The following is a 21,385-nucleotide window of genomic DNA, read 5'->3' as shown; positions in this document are numbered from 1 at the left end:
ATATAGCAATGTTTAACGTATAGAAAGATTCTGTATCGTTAAACAGAGCGCGGAAGTCCGCGCTCTGTTCAGTTATTTTGACAGAGCAATAATCCCCATTGTCAGGCCAGCGACAGCCGCTGCCCCGCCAGCAATAGCTCCGGCAGTTTCCCAGTTATCCTGCGTCGTACCTTTCATACAGGTATTGGTGTGAACCAGACGGCCCTGATCGTCATAAACCGGAACGCAAGGGGAATCGTGAGCACAACCCGCCAGCAATGCGGTGAGCAATGCCACAGAAATTAATCTTTTCATGATGTTACCTCAATAATAACGCTATCGCGTAATAAGTGAATTCTCTTATTAACGATCTGGATATTATTTTATCATTGGTAGTTATAATTCTTTTAGGATGAATAATGACAAATTATGTGAATTGTAAAAATAGTGAAGGGAGAAGGTGCAAATGAGTTGCTGGTTATAGAAAAAATAATGCTTATCCTATTAATTATTCTCATTTTTCCAGAAAATTTAAAAGGCGTCGAAGACGCCTTTATGTTTCTGATTTACCCTTTGAAGCAACGGCGGATCACGACAAAGAACACCGGCACGAAGAAAATAGCCAGCAATGTTGCAGAGACCATGCCACCCATTACACCGATACCCACTGCGTTCTGAGCGCCGCTCCCGGCACCGTTACTGATAGCCAGCGGCAACACGCCGAGTATAAATGCGAGGGATGTCATCAGGATAGGTCGCAGACGCATGCGCACCGCCATTAGCGTTGCTTCGATAACGCCTTTACTTTCTTTCTCCATCAGGTCTTTGGCGAACTCAACAATCAAAATGGCGTTTTTGGCTGATAAGCCAATTGTCGTTAACAAGCCCACCATAAAATAAACGTCATTTTTCTGATTAAAGAGTGTTGCAGCCAGCAGTACGCCGACAATCCCTAATGGCACGACCAGCATAACCGAGACGGGAATTGACCAGCTTTCATAGAGCGCCGCAAGGCACAGGAAAACCACCAGGAAGGAGATTGCTACCAGGGCAGGAGCCTGGTTACCCGATAAGCGTTCCTGATACGACATCCCCGTCCAGTCATAACCAATGCCGGCAGGTAATTTTGACGCAAGATTTTCCATCAGCGCCATCGCATCACCGGAACTGGTTCCTGGCGCGGCTTCCCCCTGAATCTCCATTGAAGGCAGGCCGTTGTAGCGTTCCAGTCGCGGAGAACCATACACCCAATGTGCAGTGGTAAAGGCAGAGAATGGCACCATTTCACCGTTGGCGCTGCGGACATAAAGTTTATCGACATCTTCTGGCAGCATACGGAATTTTGCATCAGCCTGAACGTACACTTTTTTTACTCGTCCACGGTCGATGAAGTCGTTAACGTAAGTTCCGCCCAACGCCGTAGAAATGGTCTGATTGATATCAGAAAGCGAAACGCCTAATGCCTGTGCCTTTTCTTGGTCAACTTCAAGTTTGAACTGCGCGGTATCTTCCAGACCATTGGGACGTACACTGACTAAGCTGTCAGGATGTTGCGCCGCCATACCAAGCAACTGGTTGCGGGCCTGGGTTAGGGCATCGTGCCCCAGACCGGCCTGATCGATTAACTCAAAGTCGAATCCCGTTGCTGTGCCCAGTTCAACAATGGCTGGCATATTGAACGGAATGACAAAACCGTCGCGGATCTTGCCCAGCTCCATTTTGGCGCGGTGGATAACTGCTTCCGCGCTGTTTTCATCGCCACCACGCTTTTCCCACGGTTTCAGGCTAACGAAGGCCATCCCGGCGTTTTGTGCCTGGCCGCTGAAGCTAAATCCGTTAACCGTAAAGACGCTTTCAACGTTCGCTTTCTCGTTCTTCAGATAGTAATCCGTCACTTGATCCAACACTTTTTGCGTCCGCTCTTGCGTCGCGCCAGCAGGAAGTTGAATCATGGTCAGAAAGACCCCCTGATCTTCTTCCGGCAAAAAGGAAGAAGGGAGACGTAAAAACAACACTACCATTCCGGCAACTATCAGCGCATAGATCAGTAAATATCGCCCTGTGGAACCGAGGATTTTGCCAACGCTATTGGTATAGTGGTTAACGCTATGATCGAAAGTGGTATTAAACCAGCCGAAGAAACCGCTCTTTTTATCGTGATGTTCGGCAGAGACTGGTTTGAGTAGCGTTGCGCATAATGCAGGGGTGAGAATCAATGCCACCAGTACGGAAAGCGCCATTGCCGAAACAATGGTGATAGAAAACTGGCGATAAATTGCCCCTGTGGAACCGCCGAAGAATGCCATCGGAATAAAAACCGCTGACAGCACCATCGCAATACCCACCAGTGCGCCCTGAATTTGCGACATCGATTTTTCCGTCGCTTCTTTTGGCGGGAGATTATCCTCCATCATCACGCGCTCGACGTTCTCTACCACCACTATCGCATCATCGACGAGCAGCCCGATGGCAAGCACCATTCCAAACATTGTTAGTGTGTTGATGGAGTAACCAAAAGCGGCGAGGATGGCAAACGTCCCTAACAGCACTACGGGCACAGCAATGGTGGGGATCAGCGTTGCTCGCATATTCTGCAAGAACAGATACATCACCAGAAACACCAGGATAATGGCTTCAACCAGCGTTTTTACCACTTCGTGAATAGAAAGCTGGACGAATGGCGTGGTGTCATAAGGGTAGAGAACCTTCATTCCCTGCGGGAAGAATGGCTGTAATTCTGCCAGTTTCGCCTTAATGGCTTTCGCCGTATCGAGGGCGTTCGCGCCAGTGGCTAGTTTAATACCCAGACCCGCTGCCGGTTTACCGTTGATACGGGCGATGACGTTATAGTTTTCACCACCAAGCTCAACACGGGCGACATCTTTCAGGCGAACCACTGAACCGTCGCTGTTCACGCGCAGGGTGACTTTGCTGAACTCTTCCGGATTTTTTAACCGGGTCTGAGCAATAATCGAGGCGTTCAACTGTTGCCCAGGCAACGCTGGTGTTCCGCCCAGTTGCCCGGCAGCTATCTGATCGTTCTGCACTTTCAACTGGTTAATCACATCAACCGGTGTCAGTTTATATTTGTTTAGCAGGTCGGCGTCCAGCCAGATACGCATCGCATACTGTGCGCCAAAGAGTTGCACGTCACCAACGCCATTCAGGCGGCTAAGCGTATCTTTAACGTTAGAGGCCACATAGTCCGAGATATCGTCCTGAGTGGTACTGGGATTATCAGAGACAAAACCTGCCACCATCAAATAACTGCTACTGGACTTTTCAACGCTAATCCCCTGTTGTTGAACTTCCTGCGGCAGCAACGGCGTGGCAAGTTGGAGTTTGTTCTGCACCTGGACTTGCGCGATATCTGGATCTGTCCCTGACTGGAAAGTGAGGGTAATTGTTACGCTACCAGCGGAATCGCTGGTGGAGGACATATACATCAGATTATCGATACCATTCATATTCTGTTCGATAATCTGCGTCACCGTATCCTGTACGGTCTGTGCATCAGCATCCGGATAGTTTGCCGAAACAGAAACCGCAGGCGGCGCAATGGTTGGGTATTGGGCGATAGGTAATTGTAGGATCGCCAGTACGCCTGCCATCATCAGAATAATGGCCAGCACCCATGCAAATATCGGTCGTCGAATAAAAAAGTTTGCCATGTCTGATTGCCTTACTTCGACGCAGTATCTGCGGGGGTATCGGTCGTGGCTTTAACCTGTTCTCCCGGACGCGCTTTTTGCAGACCGCTGACAATGACTTGATCGCCAGATTTCAGCCCTTCGCTAATTAACCATTTATCGCCAATCGCCTGGCTGGCAACGACTGGACGCGCTTCAACCTGACTTTTCTCATTCACAATCAGCACGGTTGCATCGCCACGCGGTGTGCGGCTGACGCCTTGTTGCGGAATAAGAATGGCATCAGGTTGTACACCTTCATCAATCCGGGCGCGCACAAACATACCCGGCAGAAGCGTATGCTGTGGGTTAGGGAAAACCGCACGTAGGGTTATGGAACCAGTGCTTTCATCCACGGTCACATCGGAGAATTGCAGTGTGCCTTTCAGGGGATAAGTTTGACCGTTTTCCATGACCAGCTCTACGTTGCTGGTGGTGTTTTCCTTATGTAAATTTCCTTGCTCTACGGACTGCTTCAGTCTCATGAAATCGTTGCTTGATTGGGTCACATCGACGTAGATAGGATCGAGTTGCTGGACAGTCGCCAGTTCAGTCGTTTGCCCGTTAGTGACGAGAGCACCTTCGGTCACAGTCGATTTGCCGATACGTCCGCTAATTGGCGCGGTTACTTTGGTATAAGCGAGATTGATGCGGGCGCTTTCGACCGTGGCTTTTGCGGCAATCACGGCGGCATCGGCCTGGCGGGCATCAGCAATGGCCTGATCGTACTCCTGCTGACTGATGTATTTTGTGCCCACGAGCGGAACGTAACGTTTTACCGTCAAATGCGCGATGGAAGCGGCGGCTTCACTTTTCGCCAGTTCACCTTTCGCACTGTCATAACTTGCCTGATAGGTCGCTGGATCAATCTGGTACAGGGACTGACCTGCTTGCACATCGCTGCCTTCAGTGAAATTACGATTTAGTACGATCCCGTTAACCTGTGGGCGAACTTCGGCAATACGGAAAGCGTTGGTACGGCCAGGTAATTCAGTTTTAACTTCTAACGGGGCAGTTTTCACAACATGAACGGTAACCTGCGGTTCACCGACGTGAACTTTCTCTTCTCCCTTATCGTTGCAACCCGCGATTAACGCTGCGGAGATCATGATAAAGGGGGGCAGGAGGAAAAACCTGGCATATTTCGTCATTACTATTCCTCAAAAAAACAAAAGCGCGTTATTTGCCAGAAAAAGGCAACGCGTTAACTCGCAGAAATAAAAATACAGTTCGCTATCCTACAAATTATCGTCCGGCGATGTAATAAATAGTTATGAATACTGGCCTCTCAAGGCACATAAACACAAAAATAGATTCATGTTCTAATGTTTTGTTTTGATGTGAATTGAAGGGAGAGGAATTGTTTTGACGCAAATTGAAACGTACATTCATTAAATAAATGTATTCTACGTCAATAATGGATTTTGTTTATTTGACGATTTATAGCAGGTGAATTTTAGCCTCTCGTATAAATAAATATTGGGTGATACATTACCTTTCATTATTTCCTTTATGTCTAATGTATTTATTTCCTGAATAATTAATCATGGCAAAAAGAACCAAAGCTGAAGCTCTGAAGACCCGGCAAGAACTGATTGAAACCGCCATCGCCCAGTTTGCGCAGCATGGTGTAAGCAAGACGACGCTCAATGATATCGCTGACGCTGCCAACGTCACGCGTGGCGCTATCTACTGGCATTTCGAAAACAAGACCCAACTGTTTAATGAGATGTGGCTGCAACAGCCTTCATTGCGGGAGTTAATTCAGGAGCGGTTGACGGCAGGGGCAGAGCATAACCCGTTTCAGCAATTGCGTGAAAAACTGATTGTTGGCTTGCAATATATTGCCGAAATTCCACGCCAACAAGCATTACTGCAAATTTTATATCACAAATGTGAATTTAATGATGAGATGCTGGCAGAGGCCGTAATACGCGAGAAGATGGGTTTTAATCCGCAGATTCTGCGCGAAATATTGCAGGCATGTCAGCAACAAGGCTGTGTGGAAAATAATCTCGATTTAGATGTAGTGATGATTATTATTGAGGGTGCTTTCTGCGGAATTGTCAAAAACTGGTTAATGAATATGGCGGGTTACGATCTTTATAAACACGCACCCGCCTTAGTCGATAACGTATTAAGAATGTTCATACCAAATAAAAATGTAGCAAAACTAATTCATAAAACAAATGAATTAGATATCGTATAAGCTTACATTCTGTTGTAGAAATCCAGTTCATCACAGTTAACCAGTTTTAGAGGGTTAACCGAATTCATATTGCGGCATTTGTCTGTTTCTGTAGCCAACAGCTCAATCCATTGCATCAGTAAAGTATCAAACAGAAAAACGGAGACAGCGAAAACGACGAGCCACCAATACTTGCGAATCATTACCTGAGCCTGTGCATGTTTAACCAAGTCTGGCAGGAAATATACACGAAATGAATAATCTGAAAACCAGGCTTACACTTCCTTTACTTTGCAATGAGATCGGGGTCAACTTCGCTGACCCGGCATCGTTTTGACAGGTTGCCGGTCTTTCTTTTTTTTACTTTCGCCAGCTCTTCCACGGAGTAATGTGACGCGATACCCAGTCGTCGGAGCCCCATCTTGATGTACTCGCTGTTAATCTCAATACCAATGAATTTTCGCCCGGTTGTGACGGCGACCGCGCCGGTGGTAAAACTGCCCGCAAACGGGTCGAGAACGATATCTCCAGGGTTTGAAGAGGCGAGAATAATGCGTTTCAGCAATGCTTCCGGCTTTTGCGTCGGATGGTTTTCATATTCATCCATCAAATAACGCACGCGCGGAAAATCCCAGACGTTGCCCGGTACTTTTTGATTATTGTAAGGCTGCGGAGGATTTTTACGATAATCGATCAACGCGCGCTGCGATCCGGTTTTGGCTTCTACCAGAATAGCATCGCTGTTAAATGTGTAGTTCTTTGCGTCTTTCACCATCATCAGGATAGGTTCGTACATGGAGCCGTAGTGTTTCTTCGCCTGTACCCCAGAACTGTCATATGACCAGACGATGCGACTTTTGATGGTAAAAAGTTTGCGACACTGGATATCGATAAAGGGCATGTTTTCGGTGCTGTTCATGATGTACATGCAGCCCTGTTTTTTAAGGATGCGGTGGCACTCTGCAATCACTTCAAATAGCCAGTTAATAAACAGCTCTTCTTTCCATGCTTCGATCAGACCATCAAAATTTTTGCCGATGTTATAAGGCGGGTCTGCAAAGATCAGATCGATGCTCCCGGTGGGGATTTTTTTTAGCTCGGCTAATGCATCACCCTGAATGATCGTTTTTGTTTCATCGCCAAACCGGGTGGGTTCACATCCTGTTCTCATGGTCACTCCCTTTGTGACGCCTATAAAAAAGGCGCTTCCCCATGCCGAGTAGCGCCTTTTTAATCAAGCATTTAGCTAACCTGAATTAGTTCATGCCGTACTTTTTCAGTTTTTTACGCAGTGTACCACGGTTGATGCCCATCATCAGCGCAGCACGGGTCTGATTACCACGGGTGTATTGCATCACCATGTCCAACAGGGGCTGTTCTACTTCAGCCAGTACCAGCTCATAGAGGTCATTAACATCCTGACCATTCAGTTGAGCAAAATAGTTCTTCAGTGCCTGTTTAACCGAGTCACGCAGGGGTTTTTGGGTTACCTGATCCTGAGAGTTAACGGTAGAAACGGTCAGTACGTCAGAATTTACGCGTTGTTCGAACATAGTTCTGTCAGCTCTTTATTTCTGTTTACGCAAAATTTTCGAAGTATGCCTCCAACGCCTCCAGCTGTTCGCTGGCATCCTCAATGGCGTTGAATGTGCGCCGAAACTGGTCATTTGGAGCGTGTTCCTGGAGATACCAGGAAACGTGTTTACGTGCAATTCGGTAACCTTTCGCCGGACCATAAAAGTCATGCAGTTCCCGAACATGCGCGCAAAGCAAGCGCTTAACCTCTGCCAAAGGCAGCGGGGGCAGCAACTCCCCAGTGTCCAGATAATGCTGGATTTCCCGAAAGATCCAGGGTCTTCCCTGAGCTGCGCGGCCTATCATCAGGGCATCCGCCCCTGTATAGTCGAGCACAGCTCTGGCTTTAAGCGGGTCAGTAATGTCGCCATTCGCGATAACCGGAATGGAAACTTTCTGCTTAACTGCCCGAATACTGTCGTATTCAGCTTCTCCATTGAACAAACAGGCGCGTGTACGACCATGAATGGTCAGAGCCTGAATGCCACAGTCTTCAGCCAGTTGGGCAATCTCTTCGCAGTTACGGTGTTCCGGCGCCCAACCGGTGCGAATCTTCAGAGTGACAGGAACGTCCACTGCATTGACGACCTCGGTAAGGATCGATTTAACGACATCCGGGTACTGCAAGAGGGCTGAGCCTGCGAGCTTGCGATTCACTTTTTTAGCCGGGCAACCCATATTGATATCAATAATTTGGGCACCGCTTTCCACGTTAATACGTGCAGCATCCGCCATTTCTTTCGGATCGCTACCGGCAATTTGCACGGTGCGAATACCGGGTTCATCAATGTGCACCATCCGTAAACGAGATTTGTCGCTTTCCCAAACCTGAGGGTTAGAAGACATCATCTCGGATACTGTCAATCCGGCTCCCATCTCGTAGCACAACGTCCGAAAAGGTCTGTCTGTAATGCCAGCCATGGGCGCTGCGATCAGGCGATTTCTGAGCTGATATTGTCCGATGCGCATGAGTTAAGAAATGACCATACTGTGACTGCAAGGCGGCGTATATTACGCATTTTTTGCACGAGATGAAAGGCCAAACTTTGACCAATCCTCTGAGATGGATCAAAGAATTGCATTTAAAATGAACGCCGAGGAATAATTAGTCATAAAAATCATCACATTAGAAACAAGTGGCTAAAATTTGCACTCAAAGAAATTTGAGTAAGTTCTCAATTTTTCTTTATGAATGAAAATTCAGGGACGTTAATTTGCTCAGATAATCAGCAAATTAACGTGCCTTTTGTGATGTTGCTCGCACTTCGCGCTACACCACTATGCCGCATTGTGAAGGTTAATTCTTACGACCGGTAATGCGACACCACTCTTCTTTTTCCACAACCGGGTCGAGCGTGAAGCTATCGGCATACGCTTCACAAACGCTCTCTGCCTGGCTTGCCAGGATACCGGAAAGGCCCAGTAAACCGCCTGAAACCGGCAGGACGCTGATTAACGGTGCCAGTTCACGTAACGGGCCTGCGAGAATGTTAGCGACCACCACGTCGGCCTTCATTGCTTCAGGCTGATCTTTCGGGAGATAGAGTTCCAGTCGATCAGAAACACCATTACGTTCAGCATTGTCGCGGCTGGCCTGAATGGCCTGTGGGTCGATATCAATACCAATAGCTTTTGCTGCGCCCAACTTCAGCGCCGCGATAGCCAGAATGCCGGAACCACAGCCAAAGTCGATGACCGTTTTACCGGTTAAATCGAGGCTGTCGAGCCATTGCAGGCACAGAGAGGTGGTTGGATGAGTGCCCGTACCAAACGCCAGACCCGGATCTAACATCACGTTGACAGCATTTTCGTCTGGTACATCGCGCCAGCTTGGACAGATCCACAGACGTTCGCCAAAGCGCATCGGGTGGAAATTATCCATCCACTCGCGTTCCCAGTCTTTATCCTCCAGTTGCTCGATTTTATGCGCGAAGCCCGCGCCGAGTAGCGGATGGTTTTCCAGAATCGCCACAACTTCATTCATGTCTGTTTCTGCGTCAAACAGACCAATCACATCGGTGTCGCCCCACAGGCGAGTTTCGCCCGGCAGTGGCTCAAACACTGGCGTATCGTGGGTATCCTGAAAAGTGATAGAAACGGCACCGGCTTCCATCAGCGCATCGCTAAGATCTTCTGCATTCGCGCCGGTGGTGTTCAGTTTCAGTTGGATCCAAGGCATGGCAAAACTCTTTATTTATCAGTAGTCAAAACGGTAGCTTGCGGGACGGATGTACCGAAACGGTTTCCGACCAGGAAAGCCAGCAAACTTAGCAGTAACGAGGGCACGATAGGGTGGAAGCCCAGGTACTGAATATTCAGGGTTGCAAGTACGGCATACAGCACGCCGCCGACGATCATCGCGCTTAGCGCGCCTTTGGCGTTAGCGTGTTCCCAGTAAAGGCCCAGCACCAATGGCCACAGGAAGACGGCTTCAAGACCACCGAAGGCCAGCAAATTTAACCAGATGATCATTTCTGGCGGCTTCCAGGCGGCAAGCAGCAGCAACGCGCCGAGAACCAACGTAATCACCGCCGACATCCGCTTCAGACGCGTCTCGTTTTGCATTTGTTCCGGACGGATATTCAGATAGAGATCTTTAATGATCGTAGCGGAACTTTGCAGCAATTGGGCATTGATCGTCGACATAATCGCGGCCATTGGGGCGGCAAGGAAGATCCCGGCAGCAAACGGCGGCAACACTTTTACCATCAACGTTGGGATCACCAGATCCGGCACGGTGAGATCAGGGGTCACCGCGCGGCCTAACGCGCCAGCCAGATGCATACCAAACATCAGGATCGCCACCACAATTGTACCGATGATGATCCCCCGATGTACCGCTTTGCTGTCTTTATAAGAGATACAGCGCACCGCGGTATGCGGCAGGCCAATCACCCCAAAGCACACCAGAACCCAGAACGAAGTCATGAAGGCAGGCGACAGAATATCATCAGCGCCTTGTGGTGTTACCAGTTGCGGATCAATGGATTGTAGCGTCTCTACTGCGTTGCTTAAGCCGCCAGCAGCATGGACCACGCCGACCAGTAGCACAATGGTGCCAATCAGCATCACCAGCCCTTGCATAGTGTCGTTCAGCACACTGGCGCGAAAGCCACCAAAGGCGGTATACAACGCAATGCTGATGCCGAAAATCAGCAGGCCGGTTTCATAAGGAATGCCAGCAGCGGTTTCCAGTAGACGCGCACCGCCGATAAACTGCACGGTCATTGCACCAACGAATGCTACCAGCAAACTCAAACTCGCCAGCCACACCAGCAAACGGCTCTGGTAGCGGGCAAACAGCATATCGTTCAGCGTTACCGCATTGTAGCGGCGCGCGAGAATAGCGAACTTCTTGCCGAGAATACCGAGCGAAAGCCAGACAGCAGGTAGCTGAATCATCGCCAGCAATACCCAGCCCAGCCCGTATTTATAAGCAGCGCCGGGTCCGCCGATAAACGAACTGGCGCTGATATAGGTTGCGGTGAGCGTCATCGCCAGCACAATACCGCCCATAGAGCGGCTGCCGAGGAAATACTCATTCAGGAAAGTGCCCGTGTTCCGTTTACGCATCGCATAAACCGAAATCCCGAACACCACCACCAGATAGGCGACCAGCGGTAGAATCACTTCAAGCTGCATCGTCATCCTCCAGCGGAATATCGCGATAGATAAATTTCACCATCGCCCAGCACAGTCCAATAAACAGCAGCGGCGTCAGGATGCAGGCCATCTCAAACCAGCGCGGAAAACCGGTAAAACCGGGGGCAACGCCAGGTAAGTAAGCAGCTACTAACCAAACAAGCAGATACAAAAGGGTCAGCCCCAGCGCCCAGCGCGCCTCTTTATGAGCCTGAACAAAACGAGTGTCCATTTTTTGTCCCTGATGGGTGAAGAAAGCGGGGATTGTACCTTATGGGGCTTGCCGATCCCCAGAAATAAAAAAGGCCGGAAAATCCGGCCTTTTGACGCTGTTGCAGTCTTATTTTTCCTGAAGACCGAGTTTTTTCTCCAGATAGTGGATGTTAGTGCCACCATGCTGGAAGTTCTCGTCGTTCATGATGCGGATCTGCAGATCAACGTTGGTTTTGATACCGTCGATGATTAGCTCCTGCAGCGCATTCTTCATGCGTGCAATCGCCACATCACGGTTTTCACCGTAGCAAATCAGTTTGCCGATCATTGAGTCATAGTACGGCGGCACGGTGTAGCCAGCGTAGATATGAGACTCCCAACGCACGCCAAAACCGCCAGGTGCGTGGAAACGGGTGATTTTGCCCGGGCTTGGCAGGAAGGTGTTTGGATCTTCGGCATTGATACGGCATTCCACCGCATGGCCGCGAACATGAACTTCTTCTTGCTTGATCGACAGCGGTTGACCGGCAGCGATACGCAACTGCTCTTTGATCAGGTCAACGCCGGTGATCATTTCAGTAACCGGGTGTTCTACCTGAATACGGGTGTTCATTTCGATGAAATAGAATTCGCCGTTTTCAAACAGGAATTCGAAAGTACCTGCTCCGCGATAGCCGATATCAACACACGCTTTGGCACAACGTTCGCCAATGTAGCGACGCAGTTCCGGGGTAATGCCCGGTGCTGGCGCTTCTTCGACCACTTTCTGGTGACGGCGCTGCATGGAGCAGTCACGTTCAGCCAGATAGATAGCGTTGCCCTGGCCGTCCGCCAGTACCTGAATCTCGACGTGGCGAGGATTTTCCAGGTATTTCTCCATGTAAACCATATCGTTGCTGAAAGCAGCTTTCGCTTCCGCACGCGTCATGGAGATGGATTGCGCCAGTTCAGCGTCGCTGCGCACTACGCGCATACCGCGACCGCCGCCGCCGCCGGAAGCTTTGATAATTACCGGGTAACCAATGCGTTTAGCAATGGCGCGGTTTTTATCCATATCGTCGCCCAGCGGGCCGTCAGACCCTGGTACACAAGGGACGCCAGCTTTTTTCATCGCGGCAATTGCCGACACTTTGTCACCCATCAGGCGAATGGTGTCTGCTTTCGGGCCGATGAAGATAAAGCCAGAGCGTTCAACCTGCTCAGCAAAATTGGCGTTTTCGGAAAGGAAGCCGTAACCCGGATGGATTGCTACTGCGCCAGTGATTTCAGCGGCGCTGATGATTGCCGGGATGTTCAGATAGCTTTTTACTGACGGAGCAGGGCCAATACAGACCGTTTCATCTGCCAGTAATACGTGTTTTAGGTCGCGATCCGCGCTGGAGTGCACTGCGACAGTCTTGATGCCCAGTTCTTTACAGGCACGAAGAATACGCAATGCAATCTCGCCACGGTTGGCAATAACAATTTTATCCAGCATGTTCGCCTCGTTACTCGATGACGACCAGCGGCTCGTCAAATTCTACCGGTTGTCCACTTTCGACCAGAATTGCTTTCACAGTACCGGATTTGTCTGCTTCGATCTGGTTCATCATTTTCATGGCTTCAACGATGCACAGGGTATCGCCCACGTTCACTTTCTGACCCACTTCGATGAACGCTTTCGCGTCCGGGCTTGGGGTGCGATAGAAAGTACCAACCATTGGGGAACGTACGATGTGACCACTGATTTCCGCTGCTGCTGGCGCTTCCATGGAAGGAACGGTCGCCGGAGCGGCTGCGTTAGACTGAGCTGGCTGCTGCATCATTGGTGCAGCGTAAGCTTGTTGCATCATCGGGAAACTTGCGGCAGGTGCTGCACGGCTGATGCGTACTGACTCTTCGCCTTCAGAAATTTCCAGTTCAGAGATGCCTGATTCTTCAACCAGCTCGATCAGTTTTTTAATCTTACGAATATCCATGAGTGGGTTCCGTACTCTTTGTTTAGTGTGATTGTGACAGGCGTTTCACCGCCGTCTGTAAAGCGTATGCCCCGACAGTAGCTGTATGCATAGCGATAAATTCCAGCCAGCCGGGACGCCGGTCTATTTTGCCCCAGAGTGTCAATGTGAGACTTGACGGACATTGTGCAGCGATCTGCTGCCATTCTCCGGCAAAAAACAAAATATACCTTCGTTTCGCCATTGTCACCTTTTCCGCAGCTCAAAAACTGCGTCAGGGAGAACGAGGTCGCACATTATAACGATTTCGTAGCAAATGGCAGCTAAATACTGGTCTTATCAGGGAAGATAATCAACAGCTAACATGTAAATAACTTTCAACGCCGCGTATTTTGCAACAAGCCGCACAGTTCATGAAATTAGCGCCACCATTGACGGAACTTCTTATAACGTAAGGCTAAAAGCAGTAAAGCCAGCCCAGCGTAGATGATTGGCTGTGGTGAGATAATCTTTACTGACCACAGATAATGTATGGGGGCCAGGATCGCGACAAGATAGACGAAGTTATGCAATTGTTGCCAGCGTTTGCCTAAGTTTCGCTGCATCGCCTGCGTGGAAGTGAATGTTAAAGCCAGTAAAATCAGCCAACTGATAATTCCGAGCGTTAAATAAGGTCGGGTGACTAATTCCTGACCCAATAACGTCAGATTATTCACTCCCAGCTCCAGCAAGGCATAACTGGTTAAGTGCAGCGTTGCCCAGGCGAAACACCATAAACCCAACAGGCGGCGAGTGCGAATCAATAATGGTTGTTTAGCGTAGCGCGCCAGCGGCGTAACCAACAAGGTCGCCAGCAAGAATTTCAGCGCAGTCCGACCGGTAAAATGCTGAATATCTTTCACCGGATCGGCACTTAATCCACCGTGGTTAATTGCCCACATCAGCCAGACAAACGGCAAAAATCCGGCAAGATGCAGGCAAACTTTCAGCCATGTCACTTGTTTTGCTGTCAGTCGCACTTAGAAATTCTCCCGTAAATCCAGTCCACGATAAAGCGACGCCACTTGATCGGCGTATCCGTTAAACAACAGCGTTGGCTGACGTTGTACATCAAGAATGCCACCTGAACCGATAAACCGTTCGGTAGCCTGCGACCAACGGGGATGATCAACATGCGGATTGACGTTGGCATAAAAGCCGTATTCATCGGGCGCGGCCAGATTCCAGGTGGTTGGCGGACGCTCCCGGGTCAGCTTAATACTGACAATCGATTTAATCCCTTTAAAGCCATATTTCCACGGCACAATCAGCCGTACCGGTGCGCCATTTTGCGGCGGTAACGCCTTGCCATAAACACCAACGGTCATCAGTGTGAGCGGATGCATCGCTTCGTCGAGACGTAATCCTTCTATATAAGGATATTTCAGGCCGCCGCCAATAAACCGGTCCTGCTGGCCTGGCATCTGTTCCGGCGCATAAATGGTTTCGAAGGCGACGTATTTCGCGTTACTGGTCGGTTCTGCCAGTGCCAGCAATTTGTGCAGCGGAAAACCAATCCACGGCACCACCATCGACCATGCTTCTACGCAACGCATACGATAAATCCGCTCTTCCAGCGGGAAACGACGGGTCAGTGCATCATGATCGAGGGTTAACGGTTTAGCGACTTCACCGCTGATTTTCAACGTCCACGGATCAGTTTTCAGACTGCCGGCATTTGCCGCTGGATCGGCTTTATCCAGTCCGAACTCATAGAAGTTGTTATAGCCGGAAACTTTATCTTCCGGCGTCAGTGGCAGGTTATTTTGCCAGGCGGCAGGCCTGCTGAATTCTAATGGCTTTCCGGCGGGTGCGGGCGGGCGATCGTTACCCTTAAACCAGCTAAGCAGGTCGGCATGAGTAGTGGTTGGTAGAGAAAGTGCAGCAGCGCTGATGCCTAACGTTTTCAGAATCTGCCGACGTTGCATAAAAAAAGCCGATTCGGCAGTGACATCGGCTTCTGTAAGTTGACGAATTTTTTTCATAACAGACTCCCGGTATGCTCCTGATTACTATGGCAGGGAGAATGTCAAAGTGCTGCTAAAATTCGTTAACGATATGTAAATTATTTTGTGCGAAATCTTAGCTTATTTTTACCAATGTGCGCCCTTGCACCTGGTTATTAATAATGGCTTCAGCAAACTTCGGAGCATCTGCCAGCGAAATTTCTTTTGCTGCCTGCGAATAGAATGATTCCGGTAGATCTGCGACCAGACGCTGCCAGGCTTGCGCGCGGCGTTCTGGTGGCGTCATGACTGAATCCACCCCTTGTAAACGGACATTACGCAGAATGAACGGCATTACCGTGGTTGGCAGGGCAAAGCCACCCGCCAGACCACAGGCTGCCACACAGCCACCGTAGTTCATTTGTGCCAGTACTTTCGCCAGCACTTTGTCGCCAACAGTATCAATCGCGCCAGCCCAAAGCTGTTTTTCCAGTGGACGGGATTCAGCAAACTCATCGCGCGGCAAAATACGGCTGGCACCTAACCTTTTCAGGTATTCATGGGTACTTTCACGACCAGAAACGGCAACGACCTGATAACCCAACTTATGCAACAGTGCTACGGCCGTACTGCCGACGCCGCCGCTGGCGCCCGTAACGACAATTTCGCCATCCTGCGGATGAATACCGGCATCTTCCAGCGCCATTACGCACAGCATGGCGGTAAACCCGGCAGTACCGATAACCATCGCTTTACGCGCGTCCAGACCTTGCGGCATGGCAACCAGCCAGTCACCTTTCACGCGCGCCTGCTGTGCCAGCCCGCCCCAGTGGTTTTCACCAACGCCCCAACCGGTGAGTAACACTTCCTGACCGGCATGAAAACGAGGATCTTCACTGGCGCGTACGATTCCTGCGAAGTCTATGCCAGGAATCATCGGAAAATTGCGGATGATTTTTCCTTTACCGGTAATCGCCAGCGCATCTTTATAATTCAGGCTCGACCAGTGGACATCGACCGTCACATCGCCTTCCGGCAGGCGACTTGCGTTCAGAGTCTGTACAGATGCGAGGGTTTTGCCGTCCTGCTGTTCTAAAAGTAACGCCTGCATAAGAGGTCCTCATGTGCATGATGGATTGGAAAATAATTTCTGAAGACTATACTCGCTAATGGAAAAGCAAAGCCGATGAAGCGCAATAAATTGCGAGATAAATCTGATTTGCTGGTATGCCCGCGTCCTCACTATCGGAGTTAACACAAGGATGAGATTAACGACGAAATTTTCGGCCTTTGTCACGCTGCTCACCGGGTTAACAATTTTTGTGACTCTGCTGGGCTGCTCGCTTAGTTTCTACAACGCCATTCAGTATAAGTTTAGTCATCGTGTTCAGGCAGTGGCGACGGCGATCGATACCCATCTTGTGTCGAATGACTTCAGCACATTGAGGCCACAAATCAGCGAACTGATGATGTCGGCGGATATCGTTCGCGTGGATCTTTTGCACGATAAAAAACAGGTTTATACCCAGTCCCGCAATGGCAGCTACCGTCCGGTTGGTACTAGCGATCTGTTTCGCGAGCTGACTGTACCGTTGATTAAACATCCGGGGATGTCTCTGCATTTGGTGTATCAGGACCCGATGGGCAACTATTTCCACTCGCTGATGACCACTGCACCGCTCACTGGTGCGATTGGATTTATCATTATTATGCTCTTCCTGGCTGTACGCTGGTTGCAACGGCAACTTGCCGGGCAAGAACTGCTGGAAACCCGTGCCACTCGTATCTTAAACGGTGAGCGCGGCACGAATGTGCTGGGCACCATCTATGAATGGCCGCCAGGGGCCAGCAGTGCACTGGATACGCTGCTTTGCGAAATTCAGAATGCGCGCGAACAGCACAGTCGTCTCGATACGCTGATTCGTTCCTATGCTGCGCAGGATATTAAAACTGGCCTCAATAACCGCCTCTTTTTCGACAACCAACTGGCAATGTTACTGGAAGATCAGGAGAAAGTAGGGACTCACGGGATCGTGATGATGATCCGCCTGCCGGATTTCAATATGTTGAGCGACACCTGGGGGCACAGTCAGGTTGAAGAACAACTCTTTACCCTGACAAATTTGTTATCGACATTTATGATGCGCTATCCGGGGGCGCTGCTGGCGCGTTATCACCGTAGCGATTTTGCCGTGCTGTTGCCACACCGGACATTAAAAGAGGCGGAGAGCATTGCCGGGCAATTGATCAAGGCGGTTGATACCTTACCGAGTAATAAAATGCTCGATCGTGATGATATGATTCACATCGGCATCTGTGCCTGGCGTAGTGGGCAGGATACCGAACAGGTGATGGAACATGCTGAATCCGCTACGCGCAATGCGGGATTACAAGGCGGCAACAGTTGGGCCATTTACGATGACTCGTTACCTGAAAAAGGGCGCGGTAACGTTCGTTGGCGTACGCTCATTGAGCAAATGCTTAGCCGCGGCGGCCCGCGTCTTTATCAGAAACCGGCGGTTACCCGTGAGGGGCAGGTTCATCACCGCGAGCTGATGTGCCGCATCTTTGATGGTAATGAAGAGGTCAGCTCGGCGGAATATATGCCGATGGTGTTGCAGTTTGGCTTATCGGAAGAGTATGACCGCCTGCAAGTCAGTCGCCTCATCCCGCTGCTACGCTATTGGCCGCAAGAAAATCTGGCGATTCAGGTCACCGTTGAGTCGTTGATTCGTCCACGTTTCCAGCGTTGGCTACGCGATACGTTGATGCAATGTGAAAAATCGCAACGAAAACGCATAATTATTGAACTTGCAGAGGCTGATGTTGGTCAACATATCGGTCGCTTGCAACCTGTTATTCGTTTAGTGAATGCTTTAGGGGTTCGGGTCGCCGTCAACCAGGCCGGATTGACGCTGGTAAGTACCCGTTGGATCAAAGAACTTAATGTTGAATTACTCAAGCTCCATCCGGGGCTGGTAAGAAACATTGAGAAGCGAACAGAGAATCAATTGTTGGTTCAGAGCATGGTAGAAGCGTGTTCCGGGACCAACACTCAGGTTTACGCTACGGGCGTACGTTCGCGAAGCGAGTGGCAGACCCTGATTCAGCGCGGGGTTTTAGGTGGACAGGGGGATTTTTTCGCGTCCTCACAGCCACTTGATACTAACGTGAAAAAATATTCACAAAGATACTCGGTTTAACCTGCCGTTTGATCCGTTTTCACGTAGAATAATGCGCGCTGCGTTTCACGGGAGCGTGCTTGTCTGTTCGCCAGATTGTTGCAGCACATATGCAGATGAATGACCTTACGCAGTTGCAAACAGGCGAGGAATGCTACTGATGCATTTAGCCTCTCTGGACTCAGGTAGAGATTTGTAACAAAGGAAACAAACTGCACTAATTTTCACCTCAGCAGATGATTTTTGCGCCTTGTCGCTGCTGCGTGTGGTTGGTAAAGTAAGCGGATTTTCTTTTCCGCCCCAGCTTTCAGGATTATCCCTTAGTATGTTGAAAAAATTTCGTGGCATGTTTTCCAATGACTTGTCCATTGACCTGGGTACTGCGAATACCCTTATTTATGTAAAAGGACAAGGCATCGTATTGAATGAGCCTTCCGTGGTGGCCATTCGTCAGGATCGTGCCGGTTCACCGAAAAGCGTAGCTGCAGTAGGTCATGACGCGAAGCAGATGCTGGGCCGCACGCCGGGCAATATCGCTGCCATTCGCCCAATGAAAGATGGCGTTATCGCTGACTTCTTTGTGACTGAAAAGATGCTCCAGCACTTTATCAAACAAGTGCACAGCAACAGCTTTATGCGTCCAAGCCCGCGTGTTCTGGTTTGTGTGCCGGTTGGTGCTACCCAGGTTGAGCGCCGTGCTATTCGTGAATCCGCGCAGGGCGCAGGTGCCCGCGAAGTCTTCCTGATTGAAGAACCGATGGCCGCAGCAATCGGTGCAGGCTTGCCGGTATCTGAAGCAACCGGTTCAATGGTGGTTGATATCGGTGGCGGTACTACTGAAGTTGCCGTTATTTCTCTGAACGGCGTGGTTTACTCCTCTTCTGTACGTATCGGTGGTGACCGCTTCGACGAAGCGATCATCAACTACGTTCGCCGTAACTATGGCTCTTTGATCGGTGAAGCGACCGCAGAACGTATCAAACACGAAATCGGTTCTGCTTATCCGGGCGATGAAGTCCGTGAAATCGAAGTTCGTGGCCGTAACCTGGCAGAAGGTGTGCCACGCGGCTTTACGCTGAACTCCAACGAAATCCTTGAAGCGCTGCAAGAGCCGCTGACCGGCATCGTTAGCGCGGTGATGGTTGCGCTGGAACAGTGTCCGCCGGAACTCGCTTCCGACATCTCCGAGCGCGGAATGGTGCTCACTGGCGGTGGTGCGTTGCTGCGTAACCTTGACCGTTTGTTAATGGAAGAAACCGGCATTCCAGTTGTTGTTGCTGAAGACCCGCTGACCTGTGTGGCGCGTGGTGGCGGCAAGGCGCTGGAAATGATCGACATGCACGGCGGCGACCTGTTCAGCGAAGAGTAATCGGATGCAGGCAGGGGAAGCGTCTGTTTACCCTGCCTGATCTGATACGAGAATACGCATAACTTATGAAGCCAATTTTTAGCCGTGGCCCGTCGCTACAGATTCGCCTTATTCTGGCGGTGCTGGTGGCGCTCGGCGTTATTATTGCCGACAGTCGCCTGGGGACGTTTAGTCAAATCCGTACTTATATGGATACCGCCGTCAGTCCTTTCTACTTTATTTCTAATGCTCCTCGAGAATTGCTGGATGGCGTATCGCAGACGCTGGCCTCGCGCGATCAACTAGAACTTGAAAACCGGGCGTTACGTCAAGAACTGCTGTTGAAAAACAGCGAGCTGCTGATGCTTGGACAATACAAACAGGAGAACGCGCGTCTGCGCGAGCTGCTGGGTTCTCCGCTGCGTCAGGATGAGCAGAAGATGGTGACCCAGGTTATCTCTACGGTTAACGATCCGTACAGCGATCAGGTTGTTATCGACAAAGGCAGCGTTAACGGGGTTTATGAAGGTCAGCCGGTCATCAGCGATAAAGGTGTTGTTGGTCAGGTGGTAGCGGTCGCAAAACTGACCAGCCGCGTGCTGCTGATCTGTGACGCGACCCATGCGCTGCCAATTCAGGTACTTCGTAACGATATCCGCGTAATTGCAGCGGGTAACGGTTGTACTGATGATTTACAACTTGAGCATCTGCCAGCGAATACTGATATTCGTGTTGGTGATGTATTGGTGACATCTGGTCTTGGTGGTCGTTTCCCGGAAGGTTATCCGGTGGCGGTCGTCTCTTCCGTGAAGCTCGATACCCAGCGCGCTTATACCGTGATTCAGGCTCGTCCGACTGCGGGTCTGCAACGTTTGCGTTATCTGTTGCTGCTGTGGGGCGCGGATCGTAACGGCGCTAATCCAATGACGCCGGAAGAAGTGCATCGCGTTGCTAATGAACGCCTGATGCAAATGATGCCGCAGGTGTTGCCTTCGCCAGATGCAATGGGACCAAAACTTCCGGAACCGGCAACGGGAATTACCCAGCCAGATCCGCAGCAACCAGCAACGGGTACTGCCACTAACCGCTCTCCACAAGGGGTTACGCCGCCGCAAAGTGGTGCTCAACCGCCTGCACGTGCGCCGGGAGGGCAATAGTGGCGAGATATCGTAGCCAGGGACGCTGGGTTATCTGGCTCTCTTTCCTCATCGCGTTGTTACTACAAATTATGCCCTGGCCGGATAACCTCATCGTTTTCCGGCCAAACTGGGTATTACTCATTTTATTGTATTGGATCCTGGCCTTGCCCCATCGCGTAAATGTGGGCACAGGTTTTGTGATGGGTGCCATACTGGATCTGATCAGCGGTTCTACGCTCGGTGTACGGGCGTTGTCGATGAGTATCATTGCTTATCTGGTAGCGCTGAAATTCCAGCTTTTCCGCAACCTGGCATTATGGCAGCAGGCGCTGGTCGTCATGTTGCTTTCGCTGGTAGTGGATATTATTGTTTTCTGGTCAGAGTTTTTGGTGATCAACGTCTCTTTCAGACCCGAAGTGTTCTGGAGTAGTGTAGTCAATGGTGTGCTCTGGCCGTGGATTTTCTTGCTGATGCGCAAAATCCGTCAGCAGTTTGCAGTGCAATAAAG

The 21,385-nt window shown here is 50.2% G+C and carries 20 protein-coding genes; 5 read left to right on the top strand and 15 right to left on the bottom strand.

The genetic code is table 11. The annotated features are described in order from the left end of the window. Positions 1-72: 72 nt before the first annotated feature. From C1192_RS14250 to acrE, 3 genes are all read right to left on the bottom strand, one after another. Positions 73-294 carry a lipoprotein gene (locus tag C1192_RS14250; RefSeq protein WP_000825670.1) on the bottom strand — a complete coding sequence of 74 codons (222 nt, stop codon included), beginning with the start codon at positions 292-294 and terminating at the stop codon, positions 73-75. Positions 295-545: 251 nt separating this feature from the next. After that, positions 546-3,650 (bottom strand): multidrug efflux RND transporter permease subunit AcrF, encoded by a 3,105-nt coding sequence (gene acrF / locus C1192_RS14245; protein WP_038355787.1) that lies wholly within the window; start codon positions 3,648-3,650, stop codon positions 546-548. A gap of 11 nt (positions 3,651-3,661) precedes the next feature. Further along, on the bottom strand, positions 3,662-4,819 hold the full coding sequence (acrE, locus tag C1192_RS14240) for a multidrug efflux RND transporter periplasmic adaptor subunit AcrE (protein WP_001517194.1): 1,158 nt from the start codon (positions 4,817-4,819) through the stop codon (positions 3,662-3,664). A 395-nt stretch (positions 4,820-5,214) separates the two neighbouring features. Between acrE and envR the strand changes: the two genes are divergently transcribed. After that, positions 5,215-5,877, top strand: coding sequence for an acrEF/envCD operon transcriptional regulator (envR, locus tag C1192_RS14230; RefSeq protein WP_038355788.1), 663 nt, complete (start codon positions 5,215-5,217; stop codon positions 5,875-5,877). 2 nt (positions 5,878-5,879) lie between these two features. Here the strand turns inward: envR and C1192_RS14225 are convergent, their stop codons facing one another. From C1192_RS14225 to acuI, 12 genes are all read right to left on the bottom strand, one after another. After that, positions 5,880-6,059 (bottom strand): DUF2556 family protein, encoded by a 180-nt coding sequence (locus tag C1192_RS14225; protein WP_001517193.1) that lies wholly within the window; start codon positions 6,057-6,059, stop codon positions 5,880-5,882. Positions 6,060-6,142: 83 nt separating this feature from the next. Then, positions 6,143-7,027 (bottom strand): adenine-specific DNA-methyltransferase, encoded by an 885-nt coding sequence (yhdJ, locus tag C1192_RS14220; RefSeq protein ID WP_038355789.1) that lies wholly within the window; start codon positions 7,025-7,027, stop codon positions 6,143-6,145. 85 nt (positions 7,028-7,112) lie between these two features. After that, on the bottom strand, positions 7,113-7,409 hold the full coding sequence (fis, locus tag C1192_RS14215) for a DNA-binding transcriptional regulator Fis (protein ID WP_000462905.1): 297 nt from the start codon (positions 7,407-7,409) through the stop codon (positions 7,113-7,115). A gap of 25 nt (positions 7,410-7,434) precedes the next feature. Further along, positions 7,435-8,400, bottom strand: a complete 966-nt coding sequence (gene dusB / locus C1192_RS14210; RefSeq protein WP_001219652.1) for a tRNA dihydrouridine synthase DusB — start codon at positions 8,398-8,400, stop codon at positions 7,435-7,437. Between the two features lie 328 nt (positions 8,401-8,728). Further along, positions 8,729-9,610 (bottom strand): 50S ribosomal protein L11 methyltransferase, encoded by an 882-nt coding sequence (gene prmA, locus C1192_RS14205; RefSeq protein WP_001145839.1) that lies wholly within the window; start codon positions 9,608-9,610, stop codon positions 8,729-8,731. A gap of 11 nt (positions 9,611-9,621) precedes the next feature. Then, the gene (panF, locus tag C1192_RS14200) at positions 9,622-11,073 is read right to left on the bottom strand and encodes a sodium/pantothenate symporter (protein WP_038355790.1); all 1,452 of its coding nucleotides are present in this window, start codon (positions 11,071-11,073) and stop codon (positions 9,622-9,624) included. Further along, positions 11,063-11,305 carry a YhdT family protein gene (locus C1192_RS14195; RefSeq protein ID WP_000381177.1) on the bottom strand — a complete coding sequence of 81 codons (243 nt, stop codon included), beginning with the start codon at positions 11,303-11,305 and terminating at the stop codon, positions 11,063-11,065. Before C1192_RS14195 ends, panF begins: the two co-directional genes overlap by 11 nt. 108 nt (positions 11,306-11,413) lie before the next feature. Further along, the gene (gene accC / locus C1192_RS14190) at positions 11,414-12,763 is read right to left on the bottom strand and encodes an acetyl-CoA carboxylase biotin carboxylase subunit (RefSeq protein WP_000884623.1); all 1,350 of its coding nucleotides are present in this window, start codon (positions 12,761-12,763) and stop codon (positions 11,414-11,416) included. A gap of 10 nt (positions 12,764-12,773) precedes the next feature. Continuing rightward, a complete protein-coding gene (gene accB / locus C1192_RS14185) occupies positions 12,774-13,244 on the bottom strand; it encodes an acetyl-CoA carboxylase biotin carboxyl carrier protein (RefSeq protein WP_000354618.1) in 471 nt (156 codons plus the stop codon). Between the two features lie 398 nt (positions 13,245-13,642). Then, the gene (gene msrQ, locus C1192_RS14175) at positions 13,643-14,242 is read right to left on the bottom strand and encodes a protein-methionine-sulfoxide reductase heme-binding subunit MsrQ (protein WP_001240070.1); all 600 of its coding nucleotides are present in this window, start codon (positions 14,240-14,242) and stop codon (positions 13,643-13,645) included. Then, positions 14,243-15,247 carry a protein-methionine-sulfoxide reductase catalytic subunit MsrP gene (gene msrP, locus C1192_RS14170; protein ID WP_000723884.1) on the bottom strand — a complete coding sequence of 335 codons (1,005 nt, stop codon included), beginning with the start codon at positions 15,245-15,247 and terminating at the stop codon, positions 14,243-14,245. Between the two features lie 97 nt (positions 15,248-15,344). Then, a complete protein-coding gene (gene acuI / locus C1192_RS14165; protein ID WP_038355791.1) occupies positions 15,345-16,319 on the bottom strand; it encodes an acrylyl-CoA reductase (NADPH) in 975 nt (324 codons plus the stop codon). Between the two features lie 151 nt (positions 16,320-16,470). Here acuI and csrD point away from each other — a divergent pair, with 151 nt between their 5' ends. From csrD to mreD, 4 genes are all read left to right on the top strand, one after another. Then, the gene (gene csrD / locus C1192_RS14160; RefSeq protein WP_038355792.1) at positions 16,471-18,411 is read left to right on the top strand and encodes an RNase E specificity factor CsrD; all 1,941 of its coding nucleotides are present in this window, start codon (positions 16,471-16,473) and stop codon (positions 18,409-18,411) included. Between the two features lie 304 nt (positions 18,412-18,715). Next, the gene (mreB, locus tag C1192_RS14145) at positions 18,716-19,759 is read left to right on the top strand and encodes a rod shape-determining protein MreB (RefSeq protein WP_000913396.1); all 1,044 of its coding nucleotides are present in this window, start codon (positions 18,716-18,718) and stop codon (positions 19,757-19,759) included. 65 nt (positions 19,760-19,824) lie between these two features. Beyond that, positions 19,825-20,895: a rod shape-determining protein MreC gene (gene mreC / locus C1192_RS14140; RefSeq protein WP_000802529.1), complete on the top strand. Its 1,071-nt coding sequence runs from the start codon at positions 19,825-19,827 to the stop codon at positions 20,893-20,895. Continuing rightward, the gene (gene mreD / locus C1192_RS14135) at positions 20,895-21,383 is read left to right on the top strand and encodes a rod shape-determining protein MreD (protein ID WP_000135266.1); all 489 of its coding nucleotides are present in this window, start codon (positions 20,895-20,897) and stop codon (positions 21,381-21,383) included. Before mreC ends, mreD begins: the two co-directional genes overlap by 1 nt. Positions 21,384-21,385 lie beyond the last annotated feature (2 nt).

Origin of the sequence: Escherichia marmotae (assembly GCF_002900365.1) — a bacterium.
GTDB classification, from domain to species: Bacteria; Pseudomonadota; Gammaproteobacteria; order Enterobacterales; family Enterobacteriaceae; genus Escherichia; species Escherichia marmotae.
Note: the sequence above shows the minus strand (reverse complement) of the source record. Positions and strands in the feature narration are given on the sequence as shown.

What these genes read in the sequence shown, in the direction of transcription:
- C1192_RS14250 (WP_000825670.1), bottom strand. Translation starts at nt 294, where the DNA reads ATGAAAAGATTAATTTCTGTGGCATTGCTCACCGCATTGCTGGCGGGT.
- acrF (WP_038355787.1), bottom strand. Translation starts at nt 3,650, where the DNA reads ATGGCAAACTTTTTTATTCGACGACCGATATTTGCATGGGTGCTGGCC.
- acrE (WP_001517194.1), bottom strand. Translation starts at nt 4,819, where the DNA reads ATGACGAAATATGCCAGGTTTTTCCTCCTGCCCCCCTTTATCATGATC.
- envR (WP_038355788.1), top strand. Translation starts at nt 5,215, where the DNA reads ATGGCAAAAAGAACCAAAGCTGAAGCTCTGAAGACCCGGCAAGAACTG.
- C1192_RS14225 (WP_001517193.1), bottom strand. Translation starts at nt 6,059, where the DNA reads ATGATTCGCAAGTATTGGTGGCTCGTCGTTTTCGCTGTCTCCGTTTTT.
- yhdJ (WP_038355789.1), bottom strand. Translation starts at nt 7,027, where the DNA reads ATGAGAACAGGATGTGAACCCACCCGGTTTGGCGATGAAACAAAAACG.
- fis (WP_000462905.1), bottom strand. Translation starts at nt 7,409, where the DNA reads ATGTTCGAACAACGCGTAAATTCTGACGTACTGACCGTTTCTACCGTT.
- dusB (WP_001219652.1), bottom strand. Translation starts at nt 8,400, where the DNA reads ATGCGCATCGGACAATATCAGCTCAGAAATCGCCTGATCGCAGCGCCC.
- prmA (WP_001145839.1), bottom strand. Translation starts at nt 9,610, where the DNA reads ATGCCTTGGATCCAACTGAAACTGAACACCACCGGCGCGAATGCAGAA.
- panF (WP_038355790.1), bottom strand. Translation starts at nt 11,073, where the DNA reads ATGCAGCTTGAAGTGATTCTACCGCTGGTCGCCTATCTGGTGGTGGTG.
- C1192_RS14195 (WP_000381177.1), bottom strand. Translation starts at nt 11,305, where the DNA reads ATGGACACTCGTTTTGTTCAGGCTCATAAAGAGGCGCGCTGGGCGCTG.
- accC (WP_000884623.1), bottom strand. Translation starts at nt 12,763, where the DNA reads ATGCTGGATAAAATTGTTATTGCCAACCGTGGCGAGATTGCATTGCGT.
- accB (WP_000354618.1), bottom strand. Translation starts at nt 13,244, where the DNA reads ATGGATATTCGTAAGATTAAAAAACTGATCGAGCTGGTTGAAGAATCA.
- msrP (WP_000723884.1), bottom strand. Translation starts at nt 15,247, where the DNA reads ATGAAAAAAATTCGTCAACTTACAGAAGCCGATGTCACTGCCGAATCG.
- acuI (WP_038355791.1), bottom strand. Translation starts at nt 16,319, where the DNA reads ATGCAGGCGTTACTTTTAGAACAGCAGGACGGCAAAACCCTCGCATCT.
- csrD (WP_038355792.1), top strand. Translation starts at nt 16,471, where the DNA reads ATGAGATTAACGACGAAATTTTCGGCCTTTGTCACGCTGCTCACCGGG.
- mreB (WP_000913396.1), top strand. Translation starts at nt 18,716, where the DNA reads ATGTTGAAAAAATTTCGTGGCATGTTTTCCAATGACTTGTCCATTGAC.
- mreC (WP_000802529.1), top strand. Translation starts at nt 19,825, where the DNA reads ATGAAGCCAATTTTTAGCCGTGGCCCGTCGCTACAGATTCGCCTTATT.